The 11,384-nt window shown below is 62.2% G+C and carries 7 protein-coding genes, 1 pseudogene and 1 riboswitch; of the genes and pseudogenes, 3 read left to right on the top strand and 5 right to left on the bottom strand.

Annotation, left to right across the window (positions count from 1 at the left end):
- Positions 1 to 23 precede the first annotated feature (23 nt).
- Positions 24 to 1,304, top strand: a complete 1,281-nt coding sequence (locus tag QEZ49_RS06665; RefSeq protein WP_280385335.1) for a serine hydrolase domain-containing protein — start codon at positions 24 to 26, stop codon at positions 1,302 to 1,304.
- Positions 1,305 to 1,329: 25 nt separating this feature from the next.
- Here QEZ49_RS06665 and QEZ49_RS06660 read toward each other — a convergent pair whose 3' ends face one another.
- Genes QEZ49_RS06660 through QEZ49_RS06645 form a run of 4 tightly spaced genes read right to left on the bottom strand, consistent with a single transcriptional unit; the run spans position 1,330 to position 4,855 of the window.
- Entirely contained in the window at positions 1,330 to 2,223 is an 894-nt protein-coding gene (locus QEZ49_RS06660; RefSeq protein WP_280385333.1) for a DUF1289 domain-containing protein, read from the bottom strand.
- Between the two features lie 33 nt (positions 2,224 to 2,256).
- Positions 2,257 to 3,030 carry an ABC transporter ATP-binding protein gene (locus QEZ49_RS06655; RefSeq protein WP_280385331.1) on the bottom strand — a complete coding sequence of 258 codons (774 nt, stop codon included), beginning with the start codon at positions 3,028 to 3,030 and terminating at the stop codon, positions 2,257 to 2,259.
- Positions 3,027 to 4,016 carry an iron ABC transporter permease gene (locus QEZ49_RS06650; protein ID WP_280385329.1) on the bottom strand — a complete coding sequence of 330 codons (990 nt, stop codon included), beginning with the start codon at positions 4,014 to 4,016 and terminating at the stop codon, positions 3,027 to 3,029. The genes QEZ49_RS06655 and QEZ49_RS06650 overlap by 4 nt, the downstream gene beginning before the upstream one ends.
- Positions 4,013 to 4,855 (bottom strand): ABC transporter substrate-binding protein, encoded by an 843-nt coding sequence (locus tag QEZ49_RS06645; protein WP_280385327.1) that lies wholly within the window; start codon positions 4,853 to 4,855, stop codon positions 4,013 to 4,015. The genes QEZ49_RS06650 and QEZ49_RS06645 overlap by 4 nt, the downstream gene beginning before the upstream one ends.
- A gap of 362 nt (positions 4,856 to 5,217) precedes the next feature.
- Positions 5,218 to 5,413, bottom strand: a riboswitch (cobalamin riboswitch).
- Between the two features lie 176 nt (positions 5,414 to 5,589).
- On the opposite strand from QEZ49_RS06645, the gene QEZ49_RS06640 reads away from it, so the two are divergent.
- Entirely contained in the window at positions 5,590 to 7,368 is a 1,779-nt protein-coding gene (locus tag QEZ49_RS06640; RefSeq protein WP_280385325.1) for a metallophosphoesterase, read from the top strand.
- Positions 7,369 to 7,380: 12 nt separating this feature from the next.
- Positions 7,381 to 8,421 carry an AI-2E family transporter gene (locus tag QEZ49_RS06635; protein ID WP_280385323.1) on the top strand — a complete coding sequence of 347 codons (1,041 nt, stop codon included), beginning with the start codon at positions 7,381 to 7,383 and terminating at the stop codon, positions 8,419 to 8,421.
- A 1,064-nt stretch (positions 8,422 to 9,485) separates the two neighbouring features.
- Here QEZ49_RS06635 and QEZ49_RS06630 read toward each other — a convergent pair.
- A pseudogene (locus tag QEZ49_RS06630) lies at positions 9,486 to 11,117 on the bottom strand (DEAD/DEAH box helicase); the annotation flags it as partial.
- Positions 11,118 to 11,384: the final 267 nt, after the last annotated feature.

The following is an 11,384-nucleotide window of genomic DNA, read 5'->3' as shown; positions in this document are numbered from 1 at the left end:
TAGATGTCGAATAGGATTCCGCGATGCTGAGATACTCTCTATCGCTGGTCTGGATCATGGCGCTGATGATTTCATTGCCGGGCGCGCGCCATGCCCGGGCGGGAGAATGGGGCGCCTACGACACCGCCCAATTCGACACCCTCATCGACAAATGGCGCAAGAGCGGCAAGCAGCCCCGCCGCGCCGCGCTCAGCGTCGCCGTGGGCATCAACGGCGAGCTTGTATTCACCCGTGGTTACGGCGAAGCGCGCCCCGGCCAGATCGCCACCGAGCGCACCGTCTATCATATCGGCTCATTATCGAAGCAGTTCACTGCAGCGGCTATGCTGAACCTGCTGGATCAGGCCCCCGTTGCGCCGCGTTCACTGGCACCTCTTTCTCTGGCGTCGACTGTCGATGCCGTTCTGCCGGGCTTCGAAAACTGGAGCGCGCCCGAAACCGGCTCGCCGGTTACGATCCGTCGCCTGCTGACAATGACATCCGGCCTGCCCAGTCTGCTCAACCGGCCACCAGCGGGGTCTGATCCTTGGGGCCGCATCAGCACCGGCGAATTGCTTTCAGCGCTGAAGGATCTGCGCCCGAGCGCACGCCGCAAGATATTCACCTACGACAACTTCAACTACTTTGTGCTTTCGCAAATCATCGAAGCGGTGAGTTGCAGATCGCCGGACGCCAACGCACGCGGCTTCATGCCGTTCGTTCGTTCCACGCTGCTAGCGCCTCTTGCGCTGGAAGACACCGGCTTTGTCGGCGACCCGAAATCCTATCGCGCCGCACGCGTAGCAACGCCTTCATGGGGCAACACACCTTCACACATGCGCCGTCCGGCATTTGTGCAATCCGCATGGTTACAAGGCGCAGCCGATATGGCCAGTTCCGCGACGGATCTGTTCAAATGGAACCGGGCCATCATGCGCAACACTGCGGTTGCGCCTGCCAATCGCATGTTGATGTTCTCGAATGCCGCGCGCGTAACCCTGACGAGATATTACGGCATGGGATGGTTCATCGACCATGATGCCGGCTGGGACTGGTATACCCACACGGGATATGTTCCGGGCTACACAGCATCGAATGCGATTGTGCAGAACCCTGCCAACGGCAGCTGGATCAGCGTGACATTGCTGACAAACGCCGATGGCGTGCGCGATCTGGACAAACTATCCGAGGCTATTGTTCGTATCGCAAAGCGACATTTACCCATGGTTGTCGCGCAGCCCAGCGAACCGCGACCGGCGCTGTTTTTTCGCGCGATCCAATTTTCTGAGCCACCCGGTCCGCCGCCGTATTTAACCGGCCGGTGATGCGGAAACCGGCGCGCGCGAGGCATCACGCCGGTGACTTGCCCGGATAAAATATTGCCACTGGCGCGGCATAGCTAGGCAACTCCAGCGTCGACGGTATTTCCTCACCCGTCGCCAGAAACTGCGGCAGAAAATGAGTGTGCGCGCCGTCGGGAGATTTGCCACCGGGCGGGGGAATCGGCGCAAAAACCTCAATGCGGGCCTGCGCCGTTTCAACAACGCGTGCGGGACTGTGCTGGATGATATCCATGCCCATGCCCGCCATCACGGTGGACCACGGCTGACCGATGAAACCACGCAGCTTGGCCGCCAGATCAGCGTTGCCGGTGCGGACGCAGAAGCGGCTGAAGCGGCGATCGACACCCAGATCAAACAGCGTTTCGCTGCGGTGATCGGCATTGATCGCATCGTTGTCGGCGCCCAGCGATGTGACCGTCGAAGCCTTCGACAGCGTTGCGCGCACCTGCGGAAAGCCAATCACCGTTGGACCATCATCGTCGAACGCGAAGGCACGCAACTTGTCGGAAGCACTCAGCCGGAAGGTTGCATCGTGCGCGCGGGCGGTCACGCCGTCTTCGTCGATCGTAACGGTGATGTCGCGATCGGGTCGGCATGGAAACTCCGCCACTGCACCGGGTGGCCCGACCACCCAGGTGCCCTGGCGTTGCTCGATGGTTTTGGCAACCCAGGCCTGAATTTCATCGCTTGTCGACGGTAGCAGGCGCACGCGTACGGCCAGCGCCTTGAAGCGCTCCGGCAGTTGCTGCCAGATCGCATCGCGCGCAGCTTCACCCATGCCCGCCCACGCGCCAATCTCATCGCCGGTGCGCGCGCAGCCGAGACACAGACCTGACGCTTCATCGAGTTTACAAACGCCGATGCAGGGCGAATGCCGTTGGCGTCTGGCGGCTAAATTCATTTTCGTTTCCCCAGATATCTTCAGGCAGACAGTTCAGCCGGTCGCGCTTCTTGGCACCACGACAAGCTTGTCTTCATCCTCACCGAAAAACGCCTGCACACCATAGACACGCTGCAAATTCTCAGCGGTGAGAACCTGACGCGCAGGGCCATCCGCTTCCAGTCTGCCGTTACTGAGCAGCAGCAGCCGCGTACAGAAGCGCGCGGCCAGCGAAAGATCGTGACACGTCATAAGCACAAGTCGTCCATTGGCGGCCAGCCCCGAAAAGATCTCGGTGACGCGAATTTGATGGGCCGGATCGAGCGCTGACGTTGGTTCATCGGCAAGCATGACGGAACTCGCCTGTGCCAACGCGCGGGCAATCAATACGCGTGAACGCTCGCCGCCCGAAAGCTCGGTGATTGGCCGTTCGCGCATGTCAGCAACATCCGCTTCACGCATGGCCGCTTCCACCGCATCGCGGTCCACGGCTTTCAGCTGCTGCATCGGCGCGATGTGCGGAGTGCGCCCAAGCGAAACGACGGTTTCCACCGATAGCGGCCAGGTGGCATCGCGTTCCTGCGCCACGTAGCTCATATTAAGCGCCCGTTGTTTCGCCGCCATCGTGCGTAAATCGACGTTATTCAGGCTGATGCTGCCTGTCGACGGGATCAGACCCAGCAACGCCCGCAACAGTGTCGTTTTGCCGGAACCGTTGGGGCCGATCAGACCGATGAACTCGCCACCCTTCGCGGCAAACGACACGCCCTGCACGATCTCACGACCGCCCAGCGAAACATGCAAGTTCTCGACACTGAGGCTCGTCATACCAGCCTCCGGCGCTGCTCAAGGATGAGCCATAGAAAGAACGGCGCGCCGACTATCGCGGTCAGAACACCAAGCTTCAGATCGCGTCCCGGCGCAATGACGCGTACGGCGATGTCAGCCGCCTGCACCGCTGCGGCACCGCCCAGCGCGCTGACCGGCAACAGACGGCTCGGCTGCGAACCAACCAGCGGACGCAACAGATGCGGCACCACCAGCCCGACGAAACCGATGGTGCCTGAAACCGCGGTGGCGGCGCCCACGGCACTGGTTGTGCCCAACACAGCAACCAGCCGCACACGGTCAGGCCGGATGCCCATGCTGGCCGCTACATCCGGACCAAGGGACAGCGCATCCAACGAACGGCCAAGCGAAAACAGCAGCACACAGCCAAGCACAATGAAGGGCGCCGACAGCCAGACGTGCAGCATGGAGCGATCGGTCAGCGATCCCAGCATCCAGAACACGATTTCAAGCGCCGCAAACGGGTTGGGCGAAAGGTTCAGAGCCAATGACGTGAACGCCGTCGCCAGCGAGCTGATTGCAATGCCCGCAAGGATGAGCATCAGCGGCGTTGCATGGCGCCCCGCCAGCAACAGCAACGCGCTAACCGCAATAAGCGCACCGCCAATCGCCGCGAGCGGGAGAGCGAGAGGAAACAGCGCCGCAAGGCCGGTATAGATGGCCAGCACCGCGCCCAGCGAAGCCGATGCGCCGATGCCGAGCACGCCGGGATCGGCCAGCGGATTGCGCAGATAGCCCTGCAATACCGCGCCCGATAAGCCCAACGTGGCGCCAACCAAAATCGCAAGCATTGCACGCGGCAACCGGATTTCCTGCATCACAAGCTCAGCCGCACGATTACCGATGCCGATCAGGCCGAGAAACGCCGTAACCGGATCAAGCCCGGCAGGACCTACGCCAAGCGACACGCAAAACAGCACCCCGACGAGGCCGACCAGCAGCCCCACAAGCAAGCCGAACTTCATGGATGCGCCTGTCCCACCACTTTGCGGCGCGCCGCGTTGAGAATGGCGACGGCTTCAGCCGTGAACGGCCCGCCGCACACCCAGTATTTGTCCGCAACACCGGTCATCGGTTCACCGCCCAGAATGGCTTTCAACGCCGGATGCTGAAATGTCTCATAGGCGAGAGCGGGCGCTTCACCGGCCAGCCGTTCACCGGCGATGATATCCGGATTTGAAATGATGATTGTCTCCAGCGGCAGGCGCGAAGTGCCGGTAAGCCCAAGCTCGGAGCCAAGATTGCGCAGACCTGCAGCGTCAACCACCTCCGCCGCGAGCGTTCCGGCCCCGGACGTATAGCTGTTGGCGTAGTGCAGCGCGCTGAGCGGACGCTTCAGCGCTTCGCCACCGCGAGCTTCGGCAAGCCGCCGATGAAATTCGGCAATGAGCTCCTTTGCCCGTTGCGGCCGCCCCAGCAATTCGCCCATGCGCAGAATGTGCTTCTCGATGTCCTCGAATGAACTGGCGGGCTCGAACTGCTCAACGCGAAACCCCAGACGCTTCAACATCGCAACGCTTGCTCGACTGGTATAAGTGCCAGCAAAAACCATGTCGGGTGCCATAACGAAGATCTCTTCGGCCAGCCCGTGGTTCACAGCATAGCGCTGCGCCTGCGTAACCATCACAGAACTGGCGGGGTCGCTGGCAAGGTGTGAAACGGAAACAAGCTGGCCTTCATCCGCCATCAGCATCGCGAGCTGATCCGTACACAAATTCATCGACACAACACGCTTGGGAACGGCCATGACATGGACGGAGCACACGCCCATCACAGCCGCGACAGCCAATAGCCGCATGCCCATGCGCAAAATCAATGTTTCGGCTCGAAGCACATCCCACATAAAGAGACCGCTACCTCACAGCATCAATTAGTCCGGCAACGGATTGTAAACGCAAGCGTCAAAATCCGTTGCAACAGAATGCAGGGAGCATCGGTCGGGTTCGGCTTACGCTTGGATCGCGGGACAACCAAATGTCCCGAACCGATCCGGCATGCACGGAGCAGAACTGCTGGCGCGCCGCGCGCACCGCAATGCGTTCATTCCGTCCGTTGAATGCGTGTCGAAAGAACGGACACCGCAAACGGCAAACCTGACGTTGCTCCCCTTCGGTTGCACATCGCTCGCCACTCCGGGTTTCCGTTCCTCCGTGCAGCCCGCACGCAGGATGGGCGACCTGTGACGGCAGGTTTCCTGGCTCACGGCTCCAACGCGATCCTGCCAACCTTCCCAGCAACCAAATCCGGCGCCAGTGGCAATCAAGGCAAGACGCTTGCCGCTCACAGTTGCGGGCGCAGCCGCAGATTTGGCAGATCACACTGCCTCACCGCGTTCCCATGCACCGTCACGCCCCTACTTGCGTCGTATTGGCGGCCTGATGTCAATGGACAAATAGCCCCCGGCGCCAGCGCAAGTGTTGCATGCGCCATCCCGCTGGTCGCCTCAGCCGCTAAGGCTGCGTCGCGACAGCCGATTTACCATCCCGCAAGCATCCATCGCCCACAGTACGCCGCTGCGAACAAGCCGGGATGGATCACATGAAGCCACTGGTCGACCCGCGCTGTGGCGACATCGAGGATGATGCCTCCAGCACAAAATCAAATTCCCTGCTGATGATGGCCGGTAACATGCTGGGCGAGATCAGCTTTGCCAAGCTGCTCGTTGCCTGGCTGGCGCTGTTCATTGTGCCGGCTGTCATTATCGGCGTGACGCCGCTGATCGCGTCGGCCTGGCTGGCCAAGCTTGCCGGCAAGCTGACGCCCGCGCTTGGCATCGTGCCGCTTGCGATCCTCGCCATCATCATCATGCTTGGCTGGCTGTTTGGAAGACGACTGCTGCGGCTGGCCGAAAGCAGTTTCTGGTCGCTGAACGCGCTGGTGATCGAACCCGTTTATATCGTCTGCCGAGAGGTTATGCGGCACATTGCCGAGAAACTGCTCTCGGACGACGCAAGTCCGCGCAACCGCGAGCGCATACGCGCCTGGGCCGCCGCCGCTTCCGGACTGGTGATCTCGCTCGCCGCTCTCGCCGTGTTCCTCGCCGTATGGCCATCCACGCAATGGGTCGGCCAGCTCAGCGATCTCGCCGCGCCGCTGCATCTGGTGTGGGCTGCAATCGCGAACACCGTTGCGGTCACCTGCGCCTATCTTGCCGTCGCTGCGTTCGCCTGGGGCATCGCCGACGCTACCATGCCACCACCGCGCGATTTGCAGCGCTTTGCCGATGCGGGGAACGGCGGCCGTGCGTGGCGTATCGCGCACCTTTCCGACATTCACACCGTTGGCGAGCCCTATGGCTTTCGCATCGAATGTGGTCGCGGCGGACCGCAGGGCGATGACCGTTTCCGCCGCCTGCTGACGCAGCTTGAGACCATTCACGCCGATAATCCACTGGATTGCGTGCTCATAACCGGTGATGCGACAGACGCTGGACGATCAGCCGAATGGGCGGAATTTCTCGACGCACTGGCAGAGCATCCGGTTCTGGCAGAACGCACGCTGGTGCTGCCCGGCAATCACGACATAAACATCGTAGACCGATCCAATCCGGCCCGACTTGATCTTTCAATCGGGCCGAACAGCCGCCTGCGCAAGATCCGTACCCTCTCGGCGATGGACGCGGTGCAGGGGCAGCGCGTTCATACGGTCGATCGCAAGCAGGAGACCGCCGACAGAACACTGGCGGCAACGCTGGCGCCCCATGCCGACGAGATAAAAGCGTTTGCCGACACCGGCCGGCCGGTGTTTTCAACGCTCGCGTCGGATCTGTGGGCCGATGTGTTCCCGATGGTGCTGCCGCCCGAAACACCAAACGGGCTCGGCGTTATTCTGCTGAACAGCAATGCCGACGCGCATTTCTCGTTCACCAACGCGCTCGGGCTTATTTCCGTCGAGCAGTTCACGGCGATGGAACAGGTGTTGGCGCAGCATCCGGATGCGGGCTGGCTCATCGCCCTCCACCATCATCCCATCGAATACCCGCGCAAGGCAAAGGTGCTGGCTGAACGCATCGGCACCACGCTGATCAACGGCAACTGGTTTTTACGCCGACTGCAACCCTATGCCGATCGCATCATACTAATGCACGGCCATCGCCACATTGACTGGATCGGCGAATGCGGCGGCATAAAAATCGTTTCAGCGCCATCGCCGGTAATGGAATCCAGAAACGATGGCACGACCTATTTTTACATCCACTCACTGACGATCGACAACACGGGCCGGTTGCAGCTGCTGACGCCGCAGCGCGTCGACGTCGCCGGCGACCGCGACAGCACGACCATCACGCCACGCCTGGAAAGCGTGCAGCACAGCTAACCGGGGGACACAATGGTGACGGACAACGGCAGAACCGCGCTTATCATCTGCGCGGCAGTGCTCACGATTGCGCTGGCCTATTTTGCGCGCTCGGTTTTTGCACCGATGGCGCTGGCGCTGTTCGGGATCGCCGTCGTCTGGCCCGTGCAGCGGCGGCTTGAGGCGCGCATGCCGCAACTGGCGGCGCTGGCGATTTCGCTCTTCCTCACCATCATCGCAATCGGCGCGTTGCTGCTCCTCAGCGTGTGGGGTGTTGGACAGGTGGGACGCTGGATAGCGCTTAACGCGGCGCAGCTTCAACAGGCATACGCGGAGCTGGCACAATGGCTCGAAGGGTTCGGCATCTATCTCAACGGCATCTTTGTCGAGCAGTTCCACGTTTCGTGGCTTGTCCGGCGAACGCAACAGATCGCGACGATGCTTAGCGGGCTGACCGGATTTTCCGCGCTGGTGCTGGTGTTTCTGATGCTGGGGCTGCTGGAGGTGCGCGACTTGAAGGCCAAGGTTGTCTCAGCCTGGGAGCCCGACACGGCAAATCGTGTGCTGCACACCACCGGCCTCATCGCCGAAAAGTTTCGCCGCTATGCAGCCATCCGCACGGCTGCGAGCGTGCTCACCGGTCTACTGGTGGCGCTGCTGTGCTGGCTTCTCGGCATTGACCTGGCTCTGGCCTGGGGCGTGCTGGCGTTCGCGCTCAACTTCATTCCATTCATCGGCCCGTTCATCGCCACGGTTCTGCCAGCAGCGTTTGCCGTCGTGCAGTATCAATCGTGGGAAGCGGCGGTGCTCATCCTCGCCAGTTCCTCGGTGGTGCAGTTTCTCATCGGCAGTTATCTGGAGCCGCGCCTTTCCGGCAGCGCACTTTCCATCTCACCGTTTCTGGTAATTTTCGCGGTGTTTTTCGGTGCGCTGCTATGGGGCATCACCGGCGCTTTCATCGGCGTGCCGGTTGCTATCGCGATCCTGACAGTCCTGGAGCAATTTCCCAGCACCGCATGGATGGCGGAGTTGATGTCAGGCAGCCCGAAGCGGCATGACGCGCCGGTTGCCTGAAGCGACGCTACGCTTTGTGGCGATGAGAGAGCAGAGAGCCGCCCCGCGAAAAATGCGAGGCGGCGCCGTTATCAGGCATCGTACAGGATACGGCCCGAGCGGGGCTTCTGACCGGCGGGCTTGTCACCGGCCTTGAACGGCTTACCGGAACGGCCACCGGCCTTTGCATCATCGCCGAAACGCTTGCCGCCCTTGGCAGGGGGCTTCGAACCGCCGCGACGCAGCGGCTGTTGGCCTCCGCGCGCACCGCCGGCTTTTGCACCCTTCTTGTCGCTCCAGTTCGCTCTTGGCTTCGCCCCGTCGCGATGCGCACGTTCGCCATCCTGTCGTCCCGTTTCACCGTCGCGGCGGTCGGCACGATGACCGCCTGCGTCGCCGTCACGCTTCTTCCAATCCGGACGCGGACCGCGATCGCCTTCGTGACGCGCCTTACCACCGTCGCGGCGATCGGCCCGATGGCCACCTGCGTCGCCGTCCCGCTTCTTCCAGTCCGGACGCGGCCCGCGATCACCTTCGTGGCGCGGCTTGCCACCATCACGACGGTCGGCCCGATGGCCGCCTGCGTCGCCATCGCGCTTCTTCCAATCCGGGCGTGGACCGCGATCACCTTCGTGGCGCGGAGGCTTACCACCGTCACGGCGATCAGCCCGATGACCGCCTGCGTCGCCGTCCCGCTTCTTCCAATCCGGACGCGGCGCGCGATCACGGTCGGAGCGATCTTTTCCGCCGTCGCGGCGATCGGGACGATCAAAGCTTCTTTCCGCGCGGCGCTCCGCTGGAGCTGCGTCCTGTGCTGGAGCCTTGGCTACTGCTTGCTCACCTTCGCGATGCGCAGGCGTGTCGCGCTCAGCGTGCTGCTCAGCTCCGCCTTCATGCTGCGTCTGCGGACGATCTGCGCGCGCATCCGGGCGGCGCTCGCGAGGCTCACGTTTGCCGTCGCGATCCCACTTGCGATATGGGCGCGCATGTTCCGGCTTTGCATCTCCGGCACCTGCTCCGGCGGAGGCGCCGTCATTCGCCAGCGAAATGCGCCCTTCGTTGCTCGGCAACGTCTGCGCGGTTTCAGAGAAACGATCCGCGGCGTCGGAAACGATCTGGAACCGCGTGTCGCGATCGAAAATGCGGATCGCGCCGATCTCGGCTTTCGTCACACCACCAGCGCGGCACAGCAACGGCAGCAGCCAGCGTGGATCGGCATTGCGCTCGCGGCCGATGTTGATGCGGAACCAGGTCATCGGGCGACCATCATCATGCACCGGACGCGGGCTCCGGCGTTCGCCAGCACCTTCTGGCCGTTCACGGCGGAATCCATCAGCATTGCCTTCGCGGCGCTGCCACTCACCGCGTGGCGCGCGATCACGATCTGTGCGGCGCGGCGGCGGGCCGGTATCCTCGGCCAGATCTTCCGGCGCGGGCAGCTGCGCGCGATGATAACGCACCAGCGCCATCGCGATCTCTTCGGCGGAATGCTGCTGTTGCAGCTCCTGCGCCAGCTTGGTGTCATCTTCGGTAGCGGGGTCAGTGAACATCGAAGCGCCAAGAAAGCGCTGCTGATCCCGCGCGCGGATTTCATCGGCGGTCGGCGCCGGCGTCCACGTAACTTTCAGCTTCGCCGCGCCCAGCAACCCTTCGGCTTTGCGGCGGCGGTTGAACGGCACGATGATCGCGCACAGACCCTTGTTGCCTGCGCGACCGGTGCGGCCGGAGCGGTGCAACAGCGTTTCAGCGTCGTTCGGCAGTTCAGCGTGGATGACCAACGCCAGATCCGGCAGATCAAGCCCACGCGCCGCAACGTCGGTAGCGACGAGCACACGCGCATGACCAGCGCGCAGTGACTGCAGCGCATTGGTGCGCTCGCCCTGCGTCAGCTCACCGGACAGAGCGACGGCAGAAAATCCGCGCTCGTTAAGGCGCGCGTGCAGACGCTTCACGGATTCGCGCGTGGCACAAAATACGATAGCAGCGCGCGCCTCATGGAAGCGCAGCACGTTCACAACCGCATGTTCAACGTCGTGCGGCGCGACACGCATCGCCTGATACTCAATATCAGTGTGCTGCTCGTTCTTGTTTACGGTCTCGATACGCACGGCATCGCGCTGATACTGGCCAGCCAGCGTTTCAATCTCGCGCGGCATGGTTGCCGAGAACAGCAACGTCTGGCGCTCAGCGGGCGTGTCGTCGAGGATGTATTCGAGATCCTCACGGAAACCGAGATCGAGCATCTCATCGGCTTCGTCCAGAACCACCGCCGACAGCTTGCTCAGATCAAGGCGGCCCCGTTCAAGATGGTCGCGCAGACGGCCCGGCGTGCCGACAACGATATGCGCGCCGAAGTTCAGCTGGCGCGCCTCGGTACGCACATCCATGCCGCCGACGCAGGTGACGACCTTTGCACCGGCATCCTTGTAGAGCCAGTCAAGCTCGCGCTGCACCTGCATCGCCAGTTCACGCGTCGGCGCGATGATCAACGCCATCGGAGCGCCAGCTGGAGGCAGCGTTTCGCCATCACCCAGCAGGGTGGGCGCAATCGCAAGGCCGAACGCGACAGTCTTGCCGGAACCGGTCTGAGCCGAAACCAGAAGATCGCGCGATGCCTTGTCGGCTTCGAGTACCGCAAGCTGAACTGCGGTTGGGGTCTCATAGCCACGCGTGGCGAGTGCACGCCCGAGCGCTGGATGGGCAGAAGAAAAATTCATTCAGGGATGTGCTTTTTTCAAATGCAGAGGACTGACGGCGCCTCAAGGTTTCGGGGTTGCCATCGCACACTGCCAAGGATCTTGTGATTTCAGATGCCTAGCTGGTTTCGTGCTTTCCCACCAGCAGCTTGTTGATCCGAGCCGGGGGCTGCGAAAAGCCGTCGCGGGCCGTGAATATGCGAAATGCGGGGGTGGATGCCCCATCAGACAGCATTGCGGGCAAATTCTTTCCGCATACCGCCATGAAAACAAAAGATTTTCCGACAT

The organism is Hyphomicrobium sp. D-2 (assembly GCF_029872155.1).
Taxonomy (GTDB): Bacteria; Pseudomonadota; Alphaproteobacteria; order Rhizobiales; family Hyphomicrobiaceae; genus Hyphomicrobium_A.
The sequence above is the reverse complement of the archived record's forward strand: the minus strand, read 5'-3'. Positions and strand labels throughout refer to the sequence as shown.

What these genes read in the sequence shown, in the direction of transcription:
- QEZ49_RS06660 (WP_280385333.1), bottom strand. Translation starts at nt 2,223, where the DNA reads ATGAATTTAGCCGCCAGACGCCAACGGCATTCGCCCTGCATCGGCGTT.
- QEZ49_RS06650 (WP_280385329.1), bottom strand. Translation starts at nt 4,016, where the DNA reads ATGAAGTTCGGCTTGCTTGTGGGGCTGCTGGTCGGCCTCGTCGGGGTG.
- QEZ49_RS06635 (WP_280385323.1), top strand. Translation starts at nt 7,381, where the DNA reads ATGGTGACGGACAACGGCAGAACCGCGCTTATCATCTGCGCGGCAGTG.
- QEZ49_RS06655 (WP_280385331.1), bottom strand. Translation starts at nt 3,030, where the DNA reads ATGACGAGCCTCAGTGTCGAGAACTTGCATGTTTCGCTGGGCGGTCGT.
- QEZ49_RS06645 (WP_280385327.1), bottom strand. Translation starts at nt 4,855, where the DNA reads ATGGGCATGCGGCTATTGGCTGTCGCGGCTGTGATGGGCGTGTGCTCC.
- QEZ49_RS06640 (WP_280385325.1), top strand. Translation starts at nt 5,590, where the DNA reads ATGAAGCCACTGGTCGACCCGCGCTGTGGCGACATCGAGGATGATGCC.
- QEZ49_RS06665 (WP_280385335.1), top strand. Translation starts at nt 24, where the DNA reads ATGCTGAGATACTCTCTATCGCTGGTCTGGATCATGGCGCTGATGATT.